The organism is Enhygromyxa salina (assembly GCF_000737335.2).
Lineage (GTDB): Bacteria > Myxococcota_A > Polyangia > Nannocystales > Nannocystaceae > Plesiocystis > Plesiocystis salina_C.
In genome coordinates this window covers 22,282-45,817 of the sequence record NZ_JMCC02000094.1, presented here as the reverse complement: position 1 = coordinate 45,817, position 23,536 = coordinate 22,282, and the positions used below count along the sequence as shown (strand labels likewise).

Genomic DNA, 23,536 nt, shown 5'->3' with positions numbered 1-23,536 from the left:
GACGGAACACGAGCGCTCTCGACAGGCAACGACGGGACGCTTCGGTTGTGGGACGTCGAGTCAGGAACGAGCGTAGGGGTTTGGGAGGGCCATGGCGGTGGGGTCAGCTCGTGTGCGTGGTCGCCCGATGGAACACGAGCGCTCTCGACAGGCGACGACGGGACGCTTCGGTTGTGGGACGTCGAGTCGGGAACCACCGTGGGGGTTTGGAAGGGCCATCACGGCGTTGTCCAATCGTGCGCCTGGTCGCCCGACGGAGCACGAGCGCTCTCGGGAGGCGCCGACGGGACGCTTCGATTGTGGGACGTCGAGTCGGGAACCACCCAGCTGGTCATGGCAGCACTCGACGGCAACCACGCCACCTACATCCCGGGCCCCCACTCCACAGGCGGCCGGATCATCGAGGCGTCGGCCGGCGCATGGCGTTGGCTTCGTTGGAAGGTCGACTACGACGACGGCACGACCGACCTCCTCCCCGCAGAGACCTTCGGTGAGCTACCTGCTCCCCACACCTAGCCCTAACACACCACGCACGCGCACGACCGAGCAGCCCATTCGAGTACACTCCCTCCCGCATGCACGCGAACCCCCGCCGCGTACTCCCTCCGCTCGTTGCTCTGCTCGCCGCGTGTGCCCACGTCGACGGCGGCGCGCATCGTGGCGACGTCATCGTCTCGATGACGCGGGTCTCCGTCGCCCCCAAGCCCGACGCTGGCGAGCGCTGGGACGCTGCAGCACAGCAAGGTGACACGGGCGGCTGTGAGCTGCTTGGCGCCCTCTCGAGCTTCGTACTACCCGGGTCCGGCGCGATCGCGGCGGGCGTGTGCATGTTGGCGTCGAGCAGCGACGCGGGTGGGGACTTGAAACCCGAAGATCCCGATTTGTTCGTCGGGTTCGAGATCGGCAAGCAAACTTATTACTCCCCGGTGATCCCCAACCGCCACAGTCACGATCGTCCCTTCGATCTGTTCATCCCCGGCGAGCTGCTGCGCAACCAAGATCTACACGTCACGATCTACGATAGCGACGGCGCATCCCGAACCCAGGCCACCGTGATCGCCGACGCGATGCTCGACGCCGCTGCACTGCGCAAGGGTGTGGAACTACAGGACGTCCGGCTCGAGAAGCTGCGACTCCACGCGAGAACTCCCCCAGGCCAGCCGCAAACGACGACCGTGAAGATCTCGGCGTCCGATGGCCTCGCGCGAGTGGACGGCCTCGATCTCCCTGCCGGTATGATCGTCGAGGTTCGAGCCTCGGGTCGCTACCAGATCGGCTCGTGGAACGACGCCAAGATCGGACCGACAGGTTATCCCGGCGGCGGTCCGCGCGACTACAACCTCCCCGGCCCGGACTTTCGACGCGCGGCACATGGCGCTGCCGTGGCGCTGCTACAGCTCGACAGCAGCGCACAGGCGATCGTCGTGGGGGACTGCGCGCGCTTCGTCACCGAGAGCGGCGGCCGGCTGCTCGTGGGCGTGAACGATAACGACCACCGCAACAACCGAGGCAGCATCACGTTCGAAGTTCGCGTGCTCGCCCCCGATGTTCAAACCTGGTCCGGCCTCACCACGCTCAGCTGCGATCCCTGACCGGCCCCCAGTGCCAGGGGCAGCCCACGGCACTGACACCCACATCTTGTCGATATGCTCGCGCGAGCTGGTGTGGAGCGGCGCTTTCATCAAAGACGCCCCCGGTGGACGCGGCGCCGGGCTTGCTCGTGCCCTCGAGGAGGGCCCGCCCGCGCCGATCTAATCCAGCGCCCGCCGCCGATCCGGGCGCCCCCCTCGACCGGTCGTATACCCCAAGCCCGCGGCCGACATGCGCAAGCTCCTCGACGACATCCTGTCCAGCCTATGGTTTCGCCCCGGCCTGTGGATGTTGATCTACACCGTGTTGGCCCTAACGCTGGTCTATGGCGAGCTCCAGCTGCACGCGGGAGAGTTCGACAGGAGCCGATACGAGCTGCTGCGGATCGACGCCGCGGGCGCCCGGACCATGCTTGGGGCGATCGCAACCGCGATGCTCACCGTCACCTCGCTGACCTTCTCGGTGATCATGCTCGCGGTGGTTCAGACTGCCAACGCGTACTCGCCTCGCCTGCTGCGCCGCTACATTCGTGACCCCCTCAACCAGCACGCGCTCGGGATCCTGCTTGGCACCTTCCTCTACAGCATGGTCGTGTTGCGCTCGATCTGGAGCCGGGAGGAGTTTGTCCCCTTCATTGCAACGAACGTGGCGGTGGCGCTGTCGTTTGTCGCAACTGCAGCGCTGCTCTACTCGCTCAATCACGTCCCGCAGTCGATCAAGGTCAGCTCGATCATCTCGCTGATCATCGAGCAGACCGAGACCGTGATCGCGCGCGGCTTTCCCCGCGATGTCGGGCGGGCCTGGGAGGGCGAGGGCGAGCCCAAGCTACCCGAGGGGGCGCCGCACGAATTGCTGGCCGGCAGCTCGGGCTACATGCAGCACTTCGACCACGAGAAGCTGCTGCCCGCGGCCGAGCGGGCCGGTGTCGTCATCCGCATGCACTGGATCATAGGCGACTACGTGCTGGCTGGGACCCCGCTCGCCAGCGTGTGGGGCAAAGTCGACGCCGAGCTCGAGGACATGATCGAGCGCGCGTGCATGCGTGGCTCCGAGCGCAGCTCGCCACAGGATGCGGAGTTTGGGCTCGACCAGATCACGGACATTGCCGTGCGCGCGCTGTCACCCGGCGTCAACGATCCTGCGACCGCAGCGACGGCGATCGATGCGCTGACCTACCTGCTGCGCAAGTATCTCGTGCATGAAGTGGCCACGCCGTACCGCTGCGATCTGCACGGACAGCTGCGCCTCGTGCTGCCAGGCTGGTCGTTTGGCGAGATGATCGAGGACGGCTATCTGCGGATCCTGCAGTACGGCGGACAAGACGTGCTAGTGGTCCGTCAGCTGCTGCGCGCCTGTGAGCAGCTCAGCCACGTGGCGCGTGGTGAAGCCGAGCGCGAGCTGCTGTGGGCGCTGGTCGAGGCCGTTCACGCCCACGCCCTGGCGGCGTTCTCGGGCCCCAACCAGCGGCGTCAGATCGACCGCCTGATCGAGCACACCACCAAGGAGCTGGGGCGGCCGCCGCTCCCAAGCCTGTCCGCGAACCCATGACGACGCACATGACCCGCGCTGATCAACCGTCCGCCCCCGAGGCGGAGGCCGAAGCCGATCGCGTGGCCGCGCTCGAGCACGTGCTCACCTCCTGCACGGGGGTGTTTCCGGCGTCGCTCAGCTCGATCCGCAGGCTTCGAAACGGTGACCAAATTTTCCCGGCGATGCTCGCGGCGGTCGAGGGGGCGCAACGACAGATCGGCTTCGTGACCTTCGTGTACTGGACCGGCACGATCGCGGATCGCTTCGCCGCTGCGCTCTCGGCCGCCGCCGAGCGTGGCGTCGAGGTCCGCGTGGTGCTCGACGCTGTCGGCGCCCGGTCCATGAACGAACAGCTGATCCGCAGGATGCGGGACTCCGGCGTCGCGGTCCGGTGGTTTCGGCCGCCAAAGCCATGGCGACTCTGGCAGGCCACCCACCGCACCCATCGCAAGCTGTTGGTCGTCGACGGACGACGTGGCTACACAGGCGGCGTCGGGATCGCCAAGGAGTGGGAGGGCGACGCGCGCGACCCCTCGCAGTGGCGTGACTCTCACTTCGAGCTCGAGGGACCGGGGGTGCTGGGCTTGTGGGGCGCCTTCATTGGGACTTGGCTGGAAGCTGGCGGGGATCCGCTGGCACCGCCCACGCCAGCTTCGGCCGCAGCGCTCAATCGGCCGCTGCACGCCCACGTGATCCCGGGGACGACGGCGGACGGATGGACCGTGGTCGCGCGGGCGCTGTGGGGGCTGATCGACGCCGCCGAGCGCTCGATCAAGATCGCCACCGCCTACTTCACCCCGGACGACGTCACGATCGAGCGGCTGCGCGCCCAGGCCGAGGCCGGGGTCCACATCGAGATTTTGCTGCCCGGCGCGCACGCGGACCAGCGGCTCGTGAAGATGATCGCCGAACCCAAGCTGCGCCCGCTGCTCGAGGCGGGGGTCGAGGTCTACTACTTTCAACCGACGATGATGCACACCAAGGTGATGGTCATCGACGACGTGTTCGCGTGCATTGGATCGGCCAACATCAACAGCCGATCCATGCGCAAGGACGAAGAGATCCTAGTTGCAACGGCGACGACCGAGCTCGTCCATGATCTGCTGCGCGACTTCGCCGACGACCTTGGCCGCAGCCGCGCAATAACGGTAGGCGAGCTGCGCGAGCGACCCTGGTGGCAGCGCGCGCTGACGACCCTGCTGCGACCGCTGGGATCGGAGATCTGAGCGGCTCTACGACCGCTCGCGCGGATCGACGGGGAGCTCCCGCGCCACGAACATCGCCCCGGCCACCTGCGCCAGACCAAACAGCAAGGGCCCGACGATCGGGATCGCCAACATCAAGGCGATCGGCAACCCAAACCCAAGCAGCGCCGGTTGATGCCGCTTCACGAACGCCTGCTGCTCCGCGTGGCGAATGTCCAAGCAGTCAAAGTAGGGATCGAGCAGCTCCCACGCGACCGTTCGCGCGGCCAAGCCAGTCTCGGCGACCGTCCCCACAATTGTTCCCACCACCGGGATCAGCCCGATCAGCAAGCAACACAGGCTGAGCACCAAAAACTTGGCCAGTCGCCACAGCGCAATCCCGACCGAGGGCCAAAACGGCATCCCTGGCTTGGCCCCCAGCGCCGCGGCGCGGTCTGGGTCGATCGCGCGCAGGCCCGCCAGGAACACGCCCTTGTTGAACATCGGGAACACGATGTTGACCGTGAAGATCGCCAGCAGCGGCCCCACCATCAGCGCGAGCAGCGAGCCCACGATCCGCAACGCCCACAGCCCGATCAGCATCCACGTGCTCGCGTCCGCCGCCGGAGCGGTGCTCGCCCACAGCCCCCAGATCGATCCAGAGCTGATCACCAAGGTCAGCACGAACACCGCGCCCGCGAGCTTCAGGTAGGCCGAGCCCACGTCTGGGCTGCGTAACGCGAGCTTCATGCCCTCGAGGGCCAGTCGAAAACCACGCACGTAGGGGCTGGGCTGCTTGGGCTGGTGCGGCTCGGGCATCGCGGAGCTCAACTGTAGGTCACCGCGACGCCCCCGGCCACGTTCGTAATGACCCCCACAGCGACCTTAGACTTCGCCGACTGCAGCCGCTTCGCGTCTGGTCGCTTCGCTCCTCGGGGGCGTTTGTACGCATCCGCATGTGTGGCCCCCTAGCAGGGGGCTATCAATGACCCCCACAGCGACCTTAGACTTCGCCGACTGCAGCCGGTCGGAGACAGCGGCACGCAGCTGCCCATCTCGCACGTCAAGCCGGGATCGCAGGCGCCACCGGAAGTGCACCCGCACCCGTGCGAGCCGACCAGGCACAGACCGCCAGTGTCGCTGTCGGACCCGCCGTCACCGGCGGTCGCGCCCAGCGAGTCGTCGTCGCCGCACGACAGCGGAAAGGCAAGCGACTTGCGATCCATGCGCCAAGGCTATCAGGGCGCCTCTTCACGGTGGGCGGGGTTGCGCGGGGCCTCGCAAGACGGTGTGTACGATCACCGCGGTCGGCCGCGGCCCGGGGTCCCCTCCGCGCGGACGAGCGAGTATCATCCGCGCGCCATGGCCTCCTACCAGTACATCTACACGATGAAGGGCCTCTCGAAGGTCTACCCCGGCGGCAAGAAGGTCCTCGAGAACATCCACCTCTCGTTCCTGCCCGGGGCCAAGATCGGCGTGCTCGGCAACAACGGCGCCGGCAAGAGCACCCTGTTGCGGATCATGGCCGGCGTCGACACCGAGATCATCGGCGAGGCCTGGGCGGCCGAGGGCGTGCGGATTGGCTACCTGCCGCAGGAGCCGGAGCTGGATCCCAACAAGGACGTCAAGGGCAACATCGAAGAGGCGGTGGCAGAGATGCGTGACGTGCTCGAGCGCTTCGAGGAGGTCTCGATGAAGTTTGGCGAGGTCACCACCGACGACGAGATGAACGCGCTGCTCGAGGAGCAGGGCAAGCTGCAAGACAAGATCGACGCGGGCAACGGCTGGGAGCTCGACCACACCCTCGAGCTCGCGATGGACGCGCTGCGCTGCCCGCCCGGCGACTCCCCGGTGACCAACCTCAGCGGCGGCGAGCGGCGCCGGGTCGCGCTCGCCCGGCTGTTGCTCGAGCGCCCCGACATCCTGCTGCTCGACGAGCCCACCAACCACCTCGACGCCGAGTCGGTCGCGTGGCTCGAGCACCACCTGCACGACTACACCGGCACGGTGGTGGCGATCACCCACGATCGCTACTTCCTCGACAACGTCGCCGGCTGGATCCTCGAGCTCGACGGCGGCAAGGGCATCCCGTGGCAGGGCAACTACTCGAGCTGGCTCGACCAAAAGCAAAAGCGGCTGGCGACCCAGGAGAAGAAAGAGAGCGCCCGCCAGCGCGAGCTGGCCCGCGAGCTCGAGTGGATCCGCATGTCGCCCAAGGCCCGCCAGAGCAAGAGCAAGGCCCGTATCCGCGCCTACGACGAGCTGCTCAACAGCGCCGAAGAGCGCAAGAAAGACACGACCTCGATCCACGTGCCGTTCTCGCGGCGGCTCGGCAACATCGTGGTCGAGTCCAAGGGCCTCGAGAAGTCCTTTGGTGACAAGCTGTTGTTCGGGGACCTCAATTTCTCGCTCCCGCGCGGCGGCATCGTTGGCATCATTGGCCCCAACGGCGCTGGCAAGACCACGCTGTTTCGGATGATCACCCAGCAAGAGCAGCCCGACGCGGGCAAGCTGGAGATCGGTGGCACCGTTGACATCGCCTACGTGGATCAGAGCCGCGACACCCTGGATCCCGAAAAGAGCGTGTGGCAGGAGATCAGCGAGGGCCAAGACACCGTTGATCTTGGCGGCGTAGAGATGAACTCGCGCGCGTACGTGGGCAAGTTCAACTTCAACGGGGCGTCACAGCAGCAAAAAGTGGGGACCTTGTCGGGTGGCCAGCGCAACCGCGTGCACCTGGCCAAGCTGATCAAGCGCGGCGGCAACCTATTGTTGCTCGACGAGCCAACCAACGACCTGGACGTTGACACCCTGCGCCACCTCGAGGACGCGCTGTTGTCGTTCCCGGGGTGTGTGGTGGTGATCTCGCATGATCGCTGGTTCCTCGATCGCATCGCCACGCACATTCTGGCGTTCGAGGGTGACTCGAAGGTTACTTGGTTCGAGGGCAACTACGCCGACTACGAGCAGGATCGCAAGAACCGGCTCGGCGACGACGCGATGGTGCCCAAGCGCATCAAGTACCGAAAGCTGACGCGCTGAGCGACCCCGCGAAGGGGGTCGCACAACGCCGTCGATGCGCGCGCGACTCTCGCGCGCGGCAATCACTTGCGCGCGGCAATCACTTGATTGGGATCAGGTCGGGCAGCTTGCGGCTTGGGGGCCGCAGGTACCATGAGCCCAACGCGAGCAAGAGCAACAACATGGGCGCGATGATCTGCTCGGCCTCGTTCATGCGGATCTGCGAATACATCGCCCCGACCAAGTCGAAGACGATGCCTGCATAGGCCCACTCTTTGAGCCGCGGATAGGCGGGCGCCACAATCGCCATCGCACCCAGCAGCTTGGCGACGCCGAGCAACGGCATCAGATACAGCGGATACCCCAGGCCTTCCATTGCCTCGGCCATCTCGGGTTTCCCCAAGAGATCCATGAATCCCGTTGCTACGAGTACGACCGCTAACATTGCGGTCGCAGTCCAATAGCCGACGGCTTTGCCCTTTGTGTTGTGGCCCATACTCAAGACTGCGTCGCGTCAGTCTGGTGAGCCACGGATCCAAGCCGCGAACTTTGCGGAGCGCGCGAGCCGGATCACTCGCAACTATCGAGCACCGAGATGGGCCCAACGCGCTCCCGCCCCCAGTCCTGATCCCGCCCCTGATCCCGACCCTGTTGCGAGTGGCGCCAGACCTCGTGGCAATGCTCGTAGGTCAGCGGCTGCTCGGCGCAATGCCACGCTTCACCGTCGTAGCGGGCCGAGGCCCCAGAGAATCCTGCGACCCACACGTCTTCGCCGGCCGCTGAAGGCCGCGTCTAGCCGCTTGGAAGCCGCAAGGCGCAGGCAGCCACGCAGCGCGCCGCCTGAGCCCAGCCCGGCTACCCGCGACCGAACTGCAGCTTCACCGCAGGGTCCCCAAGCACCACATAGTTCTGCGCGTCGTTGCGGCCCAACCACGCGCGCGAGAGCAGCTTGGCGTCGACCTCTTCGCCAAGCCCACGCTTCTCGAGCAGGCTTGCCACGCTGTTGCTGAGCACGGCGTAGCGCTCGTTGAAGCCAGCGACCGCGAACCCGACCGGCTTGCCGGACATCAGGTTGCCCAGCGTGTTGCGAAACGGCCCAATGTGCCGCCCCGAGCGGTCGAGGAAGGAGCTGCCCCAGGCCCGATCCACGTGGCCGATCACGGCGAGCGCGGAGCCGTTTGGGTGACTGAGCAAGCGCTGGGGCAGCGCGGCGACGAACTCCGTCTTGGCCAAGCGCTTGGGTGCTTGTCCGTCGCGGTGGCGAAAGCAGTCGCGCAGCGGGGTGCCGGCGCCGTAACACGCAAAGTGAAACGCGATCATGCCGGCGAGCTCGAGGTCGTTGGGGATGTCTTCGGCGGCGACGTAGTCCGCGGGCCCGATCGAGCCGGGACCGCCCCAGTCGGCGGCCAGCAGCGCGCCTTGGCGGCTGAGCTGCTCCGCGGAGCCCGGCTTGAAGTTGCCGATCCCGTGCGAAGCCGTGAGCAACAATGAGGGGCGCTGGTTCAGCGCGCCAAGGAAGTTGGCCTTGGTCGCGTCTTCGTGCAGGAAGGTGCTCGCCTCCCACTTCAGCTGGGCGGCGATCCCGGGCTTGGGCCGGCCCTCGCCGTTGTCCTGCTCGCCGTTGATCAGGGGCTCGAGCAGATCGTCGTGGCTGAGCTCGGTGGCGCGGTCGTGGCGTGGGCCCCAGAAGCTGATGCGCTTGCTGGTGGGTGGCTCGCTGGCGGTCTCTGTCGCGATCACGGAGCTCGCGTAGCGGGCGTACGCTTCGGCGTTGTCGAAGGCCAGACGGCCGACCGCGTACTCGATGTCGGCGTGGTACTGAAACTCCCAGGGGATCTTGGCCGGGCTGCCGACGATCAGCAGGTAGTAGCCCATGACCTCGGGCTCGATCTCGCCGGGGTAGACGCCGTGCCGGGCCATGAACGGGCCAAAGCCCTCGCCCGGCTCGGCCGTGAGCACGCGGACCACAGCCCCCGAGCCCGCGCGATGATCGATCAAGGGCTGCAGCGCGTCGCGGACGGCTTGGGCTTCGTCGCTGGCAAACACGATCGTCCAGCCGGCGTCGACGATGTTGGCCGGATCCAACCCAAACCCAAGCCCGAACGACCTTGGGACCTCGAGACCGGCATCCTGCTCGCGCAGTCGCTCGGGCGCGACGAGCTGCGCGACCTCGTCTGCGCTCATGGGGGCGAGCAGCGGCTCGCCCGTGAGGCCGTCGACGCCGTTGAAGACGAAGTCCTCGTCCATCAGATGTTGATGCTCATCGGAATGGTGGACGGGATCATGTACGTGTACTTGAACGTGCGGGTGGCGTTGGCCGCGACGATCAGCTCTTCGCTGGCCGCGAGGTCCCGCTGGAACGCGGGCAGCAGCTCGGCGGTGATCTTGGGATCCTTGAACCAGGCCCGGTACGGGAAGCTGTTGGAGTTGTAGAAGCCCAGCTTGGTGTGGTGGACGCCGCCCAGCAAATACAGGAACTCGGCCTGCAGCTCGGCGAGCTCGAGCGGCGGCTGGAAGTCCTTCAGCGGGCCTTGTGAGGGCGGCGCAGCGGTCCAGCCCGCGCCGGTGATCGCGGGCGCGTAGGACATCAGATCCTTCTGCGGGAAGTTGACGGCCGAGTGCTCGGCGCTGGCCGTGAAGATGACCTTCGTGCACGCGAAGATCAGCGCGGCCCGGGTGTCGATCGGGCCAAACCCAGACACGCCGCCCTCGGCGAAGGGCTTGCTGAGCACGGCCGCCCACGCCTGCAGCTCTGTGTCTTGGGTGACGTTGGCCTCGCTGATGTAGTAGTTGTTGACGTAGGCCGTGACCCAGCGCTCGATGTTGGCCCAGATCTTCAGGCCGTCGTCGCGATAGGGGTAGTCGGTCAGCACGCTGGTATCGCCGACGCCGCGCTGCTCGATCGTGTCGGGCAGGCCCGAGCGCATGAAGTCGTGGCGCTTCAGGGCGGCCAGGGCCAGCTGGTGCTCGGACTCGATCGTGCCAGCGAAGATCAGGTCAACGGCCCCACCCGGGGCGATCAGGTTGGTCGCCGCGCTGTTGTTGATCGACAGCGTGCCCTCGAAGTGGGGGATCAGCAGCATGTAGATGGGGTGGTGTTGCGCGAGCTGGCGATAGGTCGCCATCACGATCGGCTCGAGCAGCAGATGGGTCAGGCCGAGGTGGCTGACGAGCTCGTGATAGTTGCCCTCCGCGACCTGCACGGCGCTCTTGGCCGCGAGCCAGTCGTTGCCATCCTGGGTCGCGTAGATCTTGTTCGTTGGGCTTGGGGTCTGGCCTGGTTGGATCGCCACGGGCGCCAGCGAGCCACCGCCCGGCGGGACCGCGAACAGGGCCAGCGGCGCGTACACGGTCTTCTGGGCGCCCTTGTAGGTGTTGTTGACCAGGGTCTCACCGATCAGCTTCCAGTCGGCCAGGAACAACCGACCTTCGGCCTTGGCCGCGTCGAGCGAGTCACCCTCGCCCATTGCTTGTTTGTAGTGGGCGTCGGTGACCGCGAAGTTGTCGGGCAGCTCGGTGATCCGCTGGATCATGCTGGCGTTGGGCCCGGCCACGCGGTAGGCCGCGAACGCCGAGTCGTTCTTCCAGGTGCTGGCGATCGGCGGCAGCGTGATGCGCCGAAACAAGTTGGCGTAGTCGTCCATGCTCTGCGGGCGGCCGTTGGGGCCGTCCTTGGACACGTTGCCGTCGAGCACGCCGAAGCTCTCGTCGCCGTCGCCGTCGTCGCCGTTGTCATCGTCGTCGGCTTGGGCCGGCGGCACGTGACGGTTGGGCTTGGCCCCCAAGATCGCGGCGACGCGCTCGTTGACCTCGTCGAGCACGCTGGGCTCGTCGCCCGGGGCGAACGAGACCGCCTCTTCATCGAAGTTCTCGAGCCGCGCCAAGAAGCTGTTGTGACCGGCCTCGTTCTGGTCTTCTTCGCTGGTGCCGCCCACATCGAACGATGCGTCCTCCTCGTCGTGATCGCCGCGCTTCCAGGCCCGGCGGTTGGCGACTGCATTCAATGCGACCGCGGCCGCGACCTTGCCAACGGTGACCAGCCACGCCGCGCTTGGCGTGTCGGGCTTGGGGACCCCCTCACAGAAGGCCAGCGGGGGCAGCAGATCCGCGTATTTGTAGGTCTCCCGGGCCTTGTCGAGCTGCTGGGCTCGTTGCTCGGGGCGGGGATCATTTTGAGGGAGCGTTGGGATGTTGGACATGGTTTCTCACTCGGCTGCAGCGCGTGCCACGACCCTATCAAACAACGACGTGGATGCGGGGCAAAACACCTGCCGTCTCACCAACCGGCGCGCGATGAAGCTCGGGCCGCGATCCAGCCCCGGTGTATCCACGTGGACTTGGTCTGGCTGTGAAGCAGCAGTCCTCCGGGACGGCGGGGGATCACGGCTTCTTGTTCGAGCCGCGCGGATCCGGCGTGACGCACTCGACGGCCAGCAGGTCTGGGTCGAGGTGCGAGAAGTCGTGATCTGTTGTGATCAACGTTGCTCCAACCGCCTTGGCGCATGCGGCGATCCACAGGTCATTTTTCCCCATGTTGCGGGCACCTGTCGCGTGCGATTGCGAATAGATGTCGATTTCAACGTAGGCGTCGAGCACTGAGGGGTGGTACACGTCGACGGTGACCAAGTTGTCTAGGGCGTGCTGGAGCGCGCCGAGCTTCTTCTCGCCCCAGCCGTTGCGGCTCGCAAGTACACGCACCTCGCCATGAGTCACAACGCTGATCATCGGTCGGACTCTGGAAGCGCGAAGTTTGTAGGTGGCATCGATTTGCATCGCCAACGCGTTCCCGCGGACGAGCGCCAGGACGATGTTCGTGTCGAGCAGGAAGCGGCGGTTGCTGCTCATCCCATCGCCTGGAGCGCGTTGAGAAGATCGTCCTCGCTCTCATCGCCTGGCCACGTTCCAAAGAAGGCGGAGACCCCCGTCGAATCGTCCTGGGCGAGGGGTGTAGCGACCGGCGTGCGCTTTCGTGCAACGGGTACAGCCTCGAACAGACGGTCTCCGGCTGTCGCTTCCGTGATCGATTCGACGTCGAGTAGCAGCAACCGACCGGAGGGCCGGAAGTGCGCGACACCGGACACCACCACGTGCTTTCCGAAGAACTCTTTGAGCGCCGCGGGGTCGTGGTCTTCGAGTCGGGCTGGCACCTTCGCGCCACTTTTTAGGGTCAGGATGACCTCAGACCTGGACGCAGAGATTGTGTCCAGCGTGCCCGCCAACCGCGTGGCTTGGGGGGTTGGTGTTTCATCCCGCAGAAGCTCGATCTGGGTGACATGGCGAGGCGAGATCACCAGAGGTTTCTCGCGATTACGAAGTCCATCGAGCTGAACTCCGTCGTAGTTGCTCCCCGGGATCTTGGCGAACCTCAGGCAGGTGTCGAGCAGCGCCCGGTCTGCGATGACGTCATCCGCCTGCCCTTCGACCACCGCCACGAGCACCTGACCGAACAGATCGACAGCCGTTTGCGCTCCGAAGCCGTGATCGTGCAGTTCGAAGAGCGAGCGGTGCCCGCCGGCACCAAACTGCGCTGTATCAATGTCCTGTAGCGTCGGGGCCTCCAACTCGAAGACGGCCGACCCCGGCGAGAGCGCCGTGATGTCGATGGCGCAGGCAGCGTCGAGCCAGGCCGGACGCGGCCCTTTGCGGATGCTCTCGCCCTCGACGGCGAAGCGAGTCGCCAACCTGGCCCCCTCCAAGAGCGCACCGATAGTCTCGTGAAGAATCGAGGCCGGGACCCGCAACCCATCACGAGGACCCCCCATCAATGTCAGCAAGTGCTTGTTCATGATGGACTCCTTGTCCTGCGGCAGTCTACTCCAGACCGTGGCTGCTTGCCTCAAACCAGAGGGGCGCAGCGAACCCCGCGCCACGTGGACTTGGACTGATCAGAACACCGACACCGGGTTGACCTCGGCTGGCGTTTCGTTGTCGCCAACGGTCACCGAGCTGCCAAGCCCGAGCTGACTGAAGTTGTTCTGCCCCCAGCACCGCACGTCGCCGCCCTCGAGCAGCGCACAGGTGTGGTTGCCGCCGGCCGACACCTGCGTCGCCACGCCGCCAAGCTGGACGGGCCCTGCGATCACAGGTAGCTCGTCGTCGCCGATGTTGTTGGTGTTGCCCAGGCCAAGCTGGCCGACCGAGTTGTCGCCCCAGCACAGGACCTCGCCGTCGTCGCGGCGGGCACAGGTGTGGTTGGCGCCGCAGGTGACCTCGACCGCCGGACCGCCGATGTCGACGGGGACCCGCGAGGACGGGACGTCGTCGTCGCCGACGTTGTTGAGATCGCCGTAGCCAAGCTGACCGGACCCGTTCGCGCCCCAGCACATGATCTCGCCGCCGCCGAGCAGCGCGCAGCCGTGGTTGCCGCCAAGCGCGACCGAGACGACCTCGGTGTTGGCAGGCAGCGCGGGCGGGATGATCTGCACGAGCTCCGTGCTGGACGGCAGCTCGTTGTCGCCGATGTGCTCGAGGTGGCCCTGGCCGAGCTGCCCAAGGCCGTTGCGGCCCCAGCAGCGCACGCCGCCGTCGACGAAGTTGACGCAGCTGTGCCAGTAGCCGAGCGCCAGCTTTGACGTGACCGGGCCAAGGCTGACCGCGACGCCGGGCAGCAGCATCTCGGGGACGGGGTCGTTGGTGTTGCCGTAGCCGAGCTGGCCCTGCTCGTTGAGGCCCCAGCAACGGACCTCGCCGTTGCCAACCCGCGCGCAGGTGTGGCGCTCGCCGGCTTCGATGTCGATCGCCGGGGGCACGCTGACCGGCGGGAGGTTGGCGAGCGACTCGTCGTCGCCGATGTTGTTGATCGTGCCGTTGCCAAGCTGACCGCGGTCGTTGAGGCCCCAGCAGCGCAGCCCGCCGTCTTGCAGGATCGCGCAGCTGTGTTGACCGCCCAGATCCAACTTGATGACCGGGCTGGGCAGCGCGACCGGGCCGACGTCGCTTGGGAGCTCATCGTCGCCGACGTTGTTGTCGTTGCCGTAGCCAAGCTGGCCAAACTCGCCGCGACCCCAGCAGACGATCGCGCCGCCGTCGATCAGCGCGCAGCTGTGATGGATGCCGGCTTCGACCCGGGCGACGCGCGTGAAGGTGCAGTCGTTGTCACACCCGTCGCCGTCGATCGCGTTGCCGTCCTCGCACTCCTCGTCGCCCTGGACCTCGCCGTCTCCGCAAATGGTCTCTTGGCACGTGCCTTCGACGCAGGCCAAGCCGGGGCCGCAGGTGTCGCCCGTGCAGGGGCAGCCGGGCTCGTCGCAGCCGGGTTCGCCGTCGCCGTCGCCGGTGTCGCCGTCGCCGGTGTCGCCGTCGCCGTCACCGGTGTCACCGTCGCCGTCGCCCATGGTGCCGGCGGTGGCCATGGTCTCGGAGCCCATGCTGTCAGCGGGGCTGTCGTCGCCCTTGCACCCGCTAGACAGCAAGGCGCCAGAGGCCAGGGCGTAGCTCGAGAGCGTGAGCGCGAGGCGGAGGAACGAAGGGGTCGAAGCTGCAGTGGACATGTCGAGGTTCAAAGAAAAGTGACGCTAGAGCAGTTTGATGCTGCCAGCCTCGGCGGGGGTCTCGTTGTCACCGCGGACAGCGGTGTCGCCGTAGCCGAGCTGGCCGTAGTCGTTGAAGCCCCAGCAGCGGATCTGGTGGCCGTTGACGACCGCGCACGTGTGGTAGTCGCCAGTGGTGATCCAGTTGGCGGTGCCGCCAAGCTCGATCGTGCCGATGTCGGCCGGGACCTCGTCGTCGCCGATGTGCGCGATGTCGCCGCGACCGAGCTGGCCATAGAGGTTGCGGCCCCAGCACTTGACGCCGCCGTCGGTCATCAGCGCGCAGGTGTGGTGCTTGCCAAGCGCGAGGTTGGTCGCGTCGCCGCCAAGATCGATCGGAAACAAGGTTGCGAGGGTCTCGTTGTCGCCGACGGTGGTGGTGTCGCCTTGACCCAGCTGACCGTAAAAATTGTCGCCCCAGCACAGCACGTCGCCGGTCTCGTAGAGCACGCAGCTGTGCTCGGAGCCCAGCGCGATCTGGGTGACGGGGGTGCCGTCGGGCAGGCCCTGCGGCAGGATCGGGACCGGGACGACGGATCCGGGGGTCTCGGTGTCGCCGATGTTCTCTGTGTTGCCGTAGCCAAGCTGGCCGCGGTTGTTCATGCCCCAGCAGCGGACCTTGCCGTCTTCGAGCAGCGCGCAGTTGTGGTTGCGCCCGGTCGCGAGCAGCGTGACGGCGCCGCCCAGGTTCAGGTCGACGGTCAGCGGGATCGAGAGGCTGGTGTTGTTGCCGTAGCCAAGCTGGCCGACGTTGTTGAGCCCCCAGCAGCGCACGTTGCCGGCCCCAACCAGCGCGCAGGTGTGGCTGCCGGCCGCGAACACGTCGAGCACGTCCGTGTTGATGCTGATCGGGTTGACCGAGAACGGAAATTCGTCGTCGCCGACGTTCTCGTTGTTGCCCAAGCCCAGCTGGCCCGAGCTGCCGTGGCCCCAGCAGCGCACGGTCTCGTCCATGAGGTAGGCGCAAGAGTGGTGGGCGCCAACGTGGATGCGCAGCGCCTTCTCGCCAACGACGACGTCCCCGGCGCTCGAGGCGGGCTCGTTGTCGCCGATGTTGTCGAGGTTGCCGTAGCCGAGCTGGCCGACGCTGTTGAGGCCCCAGCAGCGCACGCGCCCGCCCTCGATCACGGCGCAGGTGTGGGCGGCCCCAGCCTCGACCGTGAGGAGCTCCGTGTACGAGCAGTCGTTGTCGCAGCCGTCGCCCTCGAAGTCGTTGTTGTCGTCGCAGTCCTCGGCTGGGGACTCGACGATGCCGTTGCCGCAGGTGGCCGAGGTGCACATGCCACCCGCGCAGGCCAAGCCGGGGTCGCAGCTGGCTTCGGAGCCGTCGCACTCGCAGCCGATCGATGTACACGGCCCGTCACCGTCGCCGTCACCGGTGGTGTCGCCGTCGCCGGTTGGGTCGCCGTCGCCGTCGCCGGTTGGGTCGCCGTCACCGTCACCGTCGCCATCGCCAGCGGTGTCGTCCGCGGTGGTGAAGGTGTCGTCCGTCACCTCACCGCCCGCGCACGCGGGCCCGGACACGAGCGCGCCGATGGTGAGCAGAGCGGGGCAGAGCAAGGAAGTTGAAGTCGAACGAGCCATGGCAAAAACCTGGCGGATCCGTTGAATCCGCCGCGGTAGGTGAGTTGTCGAGTGTACCCGCGTCCGCAAGCACGATCACCCTCGCCCGTCGTCCAGTCGTGATTATCTGAACAGGTTCCGCCCATCGCGCCTGCGCGCGCGGGGCCCCGCGCCGTGGGCGAGGCTCACCAAGTGGAGTTGGTCCAAAGGACGGGTCACGCGGGCTCGTGCTCAGCTCACACTAAAACACCGACACCGGACCCGCGGAGAGCACTGGCTCGTCGTCGCCGACGTTTGCGGTGTGCCCGTAGCCAAGCTGGCCATCGTCGTTGACGCCCCAACAGTACAGCTCGTTGGTGGCCGCCAAGATCGCGCAGGTATGGTGGCCGCCCGCGTCGATTTGTTTGATTGGCCCGCCGAGGTCGATCGGGTCGACGCTGCTGGGTAGCTCGTCGTCGCCGATGTTTGCTTGCGATGCGGTGCCCAATTGACCAACGGAGTTGAGGCCCCAGCACCGGGCCGTCTGATCCTCGAACAGCGCGCACACGTGGCTGTCTCCGGCGGTGATCGCGACGGCGGGCGCGGACAACGAGATCGGCGGCAGCGTCGAGGGAAGCTCGTCGTCGCCGATCGCGTTGGAGTTGCCCTGGCCAAGCGCGCCGCCCGAGCCCGAGCCCCAGCACAGCACGTCGCCCGTCTCAAACAGCGCGCAGCTGAGGCTGAGCCCGAGCGCCAGCGCCTTGACCTTGGTGTCAGCTGGAACGCCGAGCGGGATCGCAGACACGTCGCCAACTTGGGCCGGCGTGTTCATGCTGCCGACCGCCAGCGTGTTGCCGTAGCCGAGCTGGCCCGAGAACCCCGTGCCCCAGCAGCGGACTCTTCCGGTCGCCAAGACCGCGCAGGTGTGGCTGACACCGGTGGCCTGCGTGATGATCGAACCACCAATAGGCACGTCGCCAGCGGTGTTGGGGAGCTCGTCGTCGCCGATGCTGGCCATGTTGCCGTAGCCGAGCTGACCCGAGAAGCCGCTGCCCCAACAACGCAGCGAGCCGTTGGCAAGCCGCGCGCACGAGTGGCTGCCGCCCGCGTGGATCTCGAGCACTGCGCCGCCCACGAGCACGTCGAGGATCGAATTTGGGAGCTCGTCGTCGCCGATGTTGTCGGTGTTGCCGTAGCCCAGCCGACCGCTGAAGCCTGCGCCCCAGCAGCGCACCGCCGTGTTGGTCATGAGCACGCACGCGTGCGAGTCGCCCAGGCTCAACCACGCGGTGGGCTCGGGCAGCAACACGTCGCCGATGTCCGCGGGGGTCTCGTCGTCACCGATGTCGTTGGTGTTGCCGTAGCCGAGCTGGCCCTGGCCATTGTATCCCCAGCAGCGCACCCGGCCGCCTTCAATGAGCACACACGTGTTTTGGTACGAGGCGTCGACATGCAGGATCTCGGTAAACGAGCAGTCGGCGTCGCAGCCGTCACCGTCGAGCAGGTTGCCGTCATCGCACTGCTCGAGCGGCTGCAGCTCCTCGTCGCCACACACGGGCGCGGTGCAGATCTTGTCGATGTCGTGGCAATAGAGTCCAGGCCCGCACTCCGATTGGCCTGGGTCGCAAGGGCAGCCCACGCTGCTGCACGGGCCGGGGCCGGAGTCGCCGTCGCCGTCGCCGTCGCTGGGGTCGCTGTCACCGTCGGAGTCTCCGTCGCCGTGGTCCGGGTCGCCGTGGTCTGCGTCACCGTCGCCGCTTTCAGGGTTGCCGTCGTTGTTGGCATCGCCGCTGTCGGTTCCAACGGTTGCATCTAGCGATGTGCCATTGTCGCCGCGGCAACCGCCAAGCAGCAGGATCGCGGCGAACGGGCTGAGGAGTCTGTGGGGGGACCAAGTCGTGTTCGAGTACATCTGAGAGCTCCGCGAGAACGGCTGGCTCTTTAGTAGTAACACTGGACCCACGAAGGGATTAGCGGGACATCGAACAGCTTCGCTCGAACTGCCCAGATTCGATGTTCTCTCGATGATCGGCGATCGGCACGACAATATTGCCGTCATCCGCCTCGCTAATTGCGAACGGGTCGCGCGCGCCAAGGGCCCGCGCGACCCGTCGACAGGGTGCAAAGAGCAGCTGGGCTCAGAACAGGGACACGGGGCCGGCCGAGAGCACCGACTCGTTGTCGCCGATGTTCTCGGTGTGCCCGTATCCGAGCTGGCCGTCGGCGTTGACCCCCCAACAATACAGCTCGTTGGTGTCGGCCAGGAGCGCGCAGGTGTGGTTGCCGCCTGCGTCGATCTGCTTGATCGGGCCGCCGAGCTGGACCGGATCGATGGTGTTGGGGGTCTCGTCGTCGCCGATGCTCTCTTGGATCGCGGCGCCGAGCTGGCCGGCGGAGTTTCGGCCCCAGCACAGGCCGGTTTGGTCATCGAACAGCGCGCAGACGTGACTGTCACCCGTGCTGATCGCGACCGCCGCCGACGGCAGTGAGATCGGCGATTGGCTCGACGGCAGCTCGTTGTCGCCAATGTTCTCGATGCTGCCCTGGCCGACCGCGCCGTTGAAGCCCTGACCCCAACACAAGACATCGCCGGTCTCGAACAGCGCGCAGCTGATACCGAGCCCGAGCGCCAGCGCGGTCGCCTTGGTGTTGGGGGGCAGGCCCAGCGGGACCGCCGACACATCGCCAGCCTGCGCGGGGGTGTTCATGCTGCCAACGGACATGGTGTTGCCGTAGCCCAGCGCACCCGAGGAACCCGAGCCCCAACAGCGGATCTTGCCGTTCGCGAGGATCGCACAAGTGTGGCTGATACCGGTGGCCTGGGCGACGACGGCCCCGCCGGTTGGGACGTCCCCCGCGCTCGCGGGGAACTCGTCGTCACCGATGCTGTTGGTGTTGCCGTAGCCAAGCTGACCCGAGAAGCCGCCACCCCAGCAGCGCAGGGTGCCGTTCGCGAGGCGGGCGCACGAGTGGCTGCCGCCCGCGTCAATCTCGAGCACGGGTCCGCCAACCATCACGTCGAGGATCGAGCTTGGAAACTCGTCGTCGCCGATGTTCTCGGTGTTTCCGTAGCCCAACCGGCCGCTAAAGCCGGTGCCCCAGCAGCGGACATTTTGATCCGCCATGAGAATGCACGAGTGCGAGTCGCCCATGGTCAGCTCGACGCCAGGCTCGGGCAGCATCACGTCGCCAACGTCGGCCGGGGTCTCGTCGTCGCCGATGTTGTCCGTGTGGCCGTAGCCGAGCTGGCCCTGGCCGTTGTAGCCCCAGCAGCGGACCCGGCCGCCCTCGATCAGGGCGCAGGTGTTTTGGTACGAGGCGTCGACGTAGAGGATCTCCGTGAAGGTGCAGTCGCTGTCGCAGCCGTCACCATCTACGACGTTGCCGTCGTCACACTGCTCGATCGGTTGCAGCTCGTTGTCACCGCAGACCGCCAGAGTGCAGACGTTGGTGTCGTCGTGGCAGTACAGCCCGGGATCGCACTCGTCCTGGGCCGGATCGCACGCGCAACCCTCTTCGGTGCACCCAGCGGGGTCGCCGTCACCGTCGCCAGTGGGATCGCCGTCACCATCGCCGGTCGGGTCGCCGTCGCCATCACCGGTGGGGTCGCCGTCGCCGTCGCCGTCGCCGCTTGGATCCCCGTCGCCATCGCCGGAGGTCTCGGTCGCCGTGTCGGCCGGGGTGTCGTCGCCGGGGCAGCCAGCGAGCAGCAAGATCGCGGCGCACGATGTCGCGAGTTTTACAGTAGAGAACGAAAAAATGGAGTTCGAGTACATGTCAGGGGGCTCCGAGCGAAAAAGCTCGCCCTTTAGTATCACTTGCGGCCCCGCGAGATCACCCTCCTTTTAGTCCAAGACCCGCGCGATGAGCTCAGGCTCGACGTTCTGGCGGTGATCCGAGATCTGCAAGATGAACTTGCCCCCGTCGGACTCGGCAACCTCGACGCGGATCACCGCCCCACCGACCTGGTCCAAGGTTAGGGTGACGCTGCGGATCAACGTGCGGGCCACGGAGTCGCGGGGCGGCAGCAGGCTCAAGCGTGGGGTGCTGCCCTTCGGGACCTCGACGCGCGCGTTGGCGATCAACGCGGATCCGTCGCCCGGGGCAAAGCTTGCGACGAGGCGGTCGGCCAGCCATCGCAGCGCGGGGGCGTTGGCTGGCTTGGGCATGGGTCGCTGGGGCAGCGATGGATCATTGGGGACGATCGCAACGCCGCTGGGCTCGATTCGCGTGGTCGAGCCCGTCGCACCGTCGTCGCGCATGACCAGCGTTGTTGGGCTCACGTATGCCAACGAGCCCGAGCCGACCAGATCCTCGAGCAGCAGCGGCGAGCTGCGTGTGGAGGTGTAGCGGGCCACGAGGTTCTGTGACTTGCGGGCGAACGCTCCCCACAGCTCCAGGCGATTGTCGAGCCGGCGCTGGTCTCGACTGACGGGCTCCGCCGGGGCGGCGCGAGTGGCCAGCGCGGCGCCGAGCAACGCCAGCCCGCTCGCGCCCGAGATCAGCAGCCCGCGACGCGAGACACGGCTCATGGTTTGGGCTCCCCTGGGTCTTGGGTTGGTGCCTGGGTTGGGGCTTGGCTCGGTTTGTTTTTTGGGCTTCGGGGACCACGGAATTTGCCAAACAGCGACGCCAGTCCGGGGGTCGCGAACAACCCCAGCCCACACGCGAGCGCGCTGCCAATCGCGACCGCCAACCCAAGCTCGCGCCACAGCGGCTGGGCGGAGATCAGCAGCACCCCACCTGCGATGATCTGACAGCCACCCGCGAGCAGCAGCCCGCGCGCGACGATCGGCTGACCCAGGCTCACGGCCCGGCACGCCCGGCCTCCGGCCACGCCCGCGGTCGCGCCGACGATCAAGATCACGGGCAACAGGTGCGGACCGGTTGGCTGATCGAGCAGCGACAGCCCCAGCATCACGCCCGCCTCGCACGCGAGCGAGACCAACGCGCAGGCCAGCGCGATCCCCAGACCCCCCGTCCCGAGCCACACCAAGAACGCCGTCAGCCACAGCCCGGCGAGCAGGACCACGCCCGCGCGGCGCAGATATTCTCGTTGGTCGATCATCGCGGCGATCGCCGGCCCCCGCAGCGGCGGCAGCTCGGCCAGCCGTTGATCCGAGAGCGGCACCTGAGCCAGTCCGTCGTGCCCGCGCAGCTCGAGCCGCGAGCGCAGCGCGACCCGCTCGTCTCCGTTGCCCCCTTCGCTTACGAAGTAGCCGTTGATCCACGGCCCCAGCGGCCCGTCCAGCGCCGCCTGGGCGCTCGGGAGATCGTGGATGTCGGCCGCGCCGCGAACGAATTCCGCGAACGCCTCGGCGCGCAGGCGCTGATCCGTGAGCACCACCTCGAGCGCCTCCATGCGCTGACTCAAATTCAGCTTGGACAGCGCTTGCTTGCGGGCCTCGAGCTCGGCGCGCGGCAGCACGAAGCTGCCCGGAGAGTCGAGCCGGCGAGCCTCGTTGGGCACCAGCGCCGCCAGCTGCGTCGCGGTCGCGGCCGAAGCTTCCAGGGCCGCGGCAGCAGGTGTCTCGTGGTCGTTGGCTTCGCTGGGCGCTTGCGAGGTCGTCTCTACGATCATGCTTGGATCGAAGAAGTGTTGGATCAGCTCGCGCTCGTTGGCCTGCAGCTCCGGGTCGAGGACCGGCACGCGCGCGGGGGATCGGTAGCGCAGCTGCGGCGTGACCCAGGCCCCGGCCGCGGACACGCTCAGGCAGATCAGCACCGCCAGCGCGGGCATCGGCGCCAACCGAAACCCGGGCCGGCGCCAGTCGAAGTCGCCGCGCAGCAGCTCGAGCAGGGCCGGCAGGATCACCCGCAGGATCACCGCCAACACCAGGTACGCCAGCGGCCACCACAGCGCCCAGCGCTGCCACAGCGGATAGGGCGAGAGCGCCAGCGGGACCAGGGCGCCGGCCATGATCAGCGTCGAGACCCAGCCGCGCGAGTCGATCTCTTGCAGGCGCAGCGCTGCGTCGCAGCCGAAGCCGAGCAGCAAGATCGACAGCGCGATCGAGGCCAGCTCCATGCCATCCAAGCCCATGCCCAAGCCGATCCCCAGATTCAGCTCGAGGTTGACGGCCGCCCACACCAACATCACCCACGCCGAGGCCAAGCACACGCCCAACGCCAACACCGGGATCACCCGCCGCAGCGCGATGGCCAACAGCAAGATCAGCCCGGCGAAGCAGCCCGCGAGCAGCTTGGTCCAATCGCGGCTCAGCTGGTGCTCGAGCGTGGTCTCGCGCAGGCTGGGGTCGAACAGCGCGAGCTCCACAGGCAGGCCCTCGAGCGCGGCCTCGAGCTTTGTTCGCAGCTCGGTGATCTGCTCGGCCTGGGGTTTTGTTGGATCGGTGACCAACGCGATCAGGGCTCGATCCCCGCTCGCTGCGATCAGATCACCGCTGGCGCTGACCTTCGGCGCGTCGGTTCCGAGCACCTCGGTCACGTGCCCGAGCTGGCCGGCCTCGAGCGTGGTCAGCTCGTGGATCCCCAGCGGATCCCGGCGCGGCTGCTCGCCCGAGACCACGAACAGCGGGCTCGAGAGCCGGGCCTCGAGCCCGCGCACCTCCGCGAGCATGCTGGCGTCGGACAGCCGCTCGGCCAGCGCAGCGTGGGTCTCGATCGGCAGCAAGTACAGCGCGTGGGCGTCGAGCCAGCGGGTGATCTCGGTCCGCGGCGGCGCGAGCGGCACCCGCCGCTGACCCAGCGCCTCTTCGATCGCAAACCCGGCCTCGGCCAGGATCGTCGCGGGATCCGTGAGCGCGTCCGTGACCGGATCCGTCTGCTCGCCGGGGCTGGCCGCCTGCTCGAGCGCCTGAAGGTCCACGCGCAGCAACGCCAGCGGCCGGCCGGAGGGGCTGCGGTGCTCGCTTGGGATCATCCCCTCGGTCGCGCCCGACCACGGCGACGAGCCCACGAACAGCTGGACCAACGCGAACAGCGACGCCACCGCCCACACACCCAACAGGGCCAGCGCGAGCGGTCGTGGCAGCGGGCCCAGCCGCGCGCGCGTCCGTGGGGTCGCGCGGGTGTCCGCGGTCCGCTGTTCGGGGCCGCGCTCGCGCCCGTGCTCCTGCCCCGTGCTCACGCGCCGCGACCTTAGCCTGCAATCGCCCCGGCAGCGACCCGGCGTACGAC

Annotated in this window: 17 protein-coding genes; 5 read left to right on the top strand and 12 right to left on the bottom strand. The window is 67.3% G+C overall.

What is annotated here, in order from left to right; all coding sequences use genetic code 11:
- The 4 genes from DB30_RS30540 to DB30_RS30525 form a co-directional block, all read left to right on the top strand.
- The coding region (locus tag DB30_RS30540) for a WD40 repeat domain-containing protein (protein WP_420870685.1) at positions 1 to 516 on the top strand (516 nt) is incomplete at its 5' end.
- Positions 517 to 575: 59 nt separating this feature from the next.
- Complete coding sequence (locus DB30_RS30535) at positions 576 to 1,592, top strand: hypothetical protein (protein ID WP_052555638.1); 1,017 nt, start codon at positions 576 to 578, stop codon at positions 1,590 to 1,592.
- Positions 1,593 to 1,821: 229 nt separating this feature from the next.
- Positions 1,822 to 3,138 (top strand): DUF2254 domain-containing protein, encoded by a 1,317-nt coding sequence (locus DB30_RS30530; protein ID WP_052555635.1) that lies wholly within the window; start codon positions 1,822 to 1,824, stop codon positions 3,136 to 3,138.
- 8 nt (positions 3,139 to 3,146) lie between these two features.
- Positions 3,147 to 4,346 carry a phospholipase D-like domain-containing protein gene (locus DB30_RS30525; protein WP_165704028.1) on the top strand — a complete coding sequence of 400 codons (1,200 nt, stop codon included), beginning with the start codon at positions 3,147 to 3,149 and terminating at the stop codon, positions 4,344 to 4,346.
- Between the two features lie 6 nt (positions 4,347 to 4,352).
- On the opposite strand, the gene DB30_RS30520 is transcribed toward DB30_RS30525, so the two are convergent.
- Positions 4,353 to 5,123 (bottom strand): EI24 domain-containing protein, encoded by a 771-nt coding sequence (locus tag DB30_RS30520; RefSeq protein ID WP_052555628.1) that lies wholly within the window; start codon positions 5,121 to 5,123, stop codon positions 4,353 to 4,355.
- A 543-nt stretch (positions 5,124 to 5,666) separates the two neighbouring features.
- On the opposite strand from DB30_RS30520, the gene ettA reads away from it, so the two are divergent.
- Positions 5,667 to 7,346, top strand: a complete 1,680-nt coding sequence (ettA, locus tag DB30_RS30515) for an energy-dependent translational throttle protein EttA (protein ID WP_052555643.1) — start codon at positions 5,667 to 5,669, stop codon at positions 7,344 to 7,346.
- Positions 7,347 to 7,425: 79 nt separating this feature from the next.
- Here the strand turns inward: ettA and DB30_RS30510 are convergent, their stop codons facing one another.
- The 11 genes from DB30_RS30510 to DB30_RS30455 form a co-directional block, all read right to left on the bottom strand.
- The gene (locus DB30_RS30510) at positions 7,426 to 7,770 is read right to left on the bottom strand and encodes a DoxX family protein (protein WP_205633108.1); all 345 of its coding nucleotides are present in this window, start codon (positions 7,768 to 7,770) and stop codon (positions 7,426 to 7,428) included.
- Between the two features lie 410 nt (positions 7,771 to 8,180).
- Positions 8,181 to 9,572: a hypothetical protein gene (locus DB30_RS30505; RefSeq protein WP_052555618.1), complete on the bottom strand. Its 1,392-nt coding sequence runs from the start codon at positions 9,570 to 9,572 to the stop codon at positions 8,181 to 8,183.
- A complete protein-coding gene (locus DB30_RS30500) occupies positions 9,572 to 11,524 on the bottom strand; it encodes a lipoxygenase family protein (protein ID WP_052555616.1) in 1,953 nt (650 codons plus the stop codon). Before DB30_RS30500 ends, DB30_RS30505 begins: the two co-directional genes overlap by 1 nt.
- Before the next feature lie 181 nt (positions 11,525 to 11,705).
- Positions 11,706 to 12,170 carry a PIN domain-containing protein gene (locus DB30_RS30495; RefSeq protein WP_052555614.1) on the bottom strand — a complete coding sequence of 155 codons (465 nt, stop codon included), beginning with the start codon at positions 12,168 to 12,170 and terminating at the stop codon, positions 11,706 to 11,708.
- The gene (locus DB30_RS30490) at positions 12,167 to 13,111 is read right to left on the bottom strand and encodes a hypothetical protein (protein ID WP_146661308.1); all 945 of its coding nucleotides are present in this window, start codon (positions 13,109 to 13,111) and stop codon (positions 12,167 to 12,169) included. The genes DB30_RS30495 and DB30_RS30490 overlap by 4 nt, the downstream gene beginning before the upstream one ends.
- Before the next feature lie 99 nt (positions 13,112 to 13,210).
- Positions 13,211 to 14,815 (bottom strand): RCC1 domain-containing protein, encoded by a 1,605-nt coding sequence (locus tag DB30_RS30485; protein WP_052555609.1) that lies wholly within the window; start codon positions 14,813 to 14,815, stop codon positions 13,211 to 13,213.
- A 24-nt stretch (positions 14,816 to 14,839) separates the two neighbouring features.
- Positions 14,840 to 16,378: an RCC1 domain-containing protein gene (locus DB30_RS30480; RefSeq protein WP_205633107.1), complete on the bottom strand. Its 1,539-nt coding sequence runs from the start codon at positions 16,376 to 16,378 to the stop codon at positions 14,840 to 14,842.
- Positions 16,379 to 16,658: 280 nt separating this feature from the next.
- Complete coding sequence (locus DB30_RS30470) at positions 16,659 to 18,308, bottom strand: RCC1 domain-containing protein (protein WP_052555604.1); 1,650 nt, start codon at positions 18,306 to 18,308, stop codon at positions 16,659 to 16,661.
- A 226-nt stretch (positions 18,309 to 18,534) separates the two neighbouring features.
- Entirely contained in the window at positions 18,535 to 20,172 is a 1,638-nt protein-coding gene (locus tag DB30_RS30465; RefSeq protein WP_146661302.1) for a DUF4215 domain-containing protein, read from the bottom strand.
- 69 nt (positions 20,173 to 20,241) lie between these two features.
- On the bottom strand, positions 20,242 to 20,928 hold the full coding sequence (locus DB30_RS30460) for a LolA-like protein (RefSeq protein WP_052555600.1): 687 nt from the start codon (positions 20,926 to 20,928) through the stop codon (positions 20,242 to 20,244).
- Complete coding sequence (locus DB30_RS30455; RefSeq protein ID WP_052555598.1) at positions 20,925 to 23,486, bottom strand: MMPL family transporter; 2,562 nt, start codon at positions 23,484 to 23,486, stop codon at positions 20,925 to 20,927. The genes DB30_RS30460 and DB30_RS30455 overlap by 4 nt, the downstream gene beginning before the upstream one ends.
- Between the last annotated feature and the right edge of the window lie 50 nt (positions 23,487 to 23,536).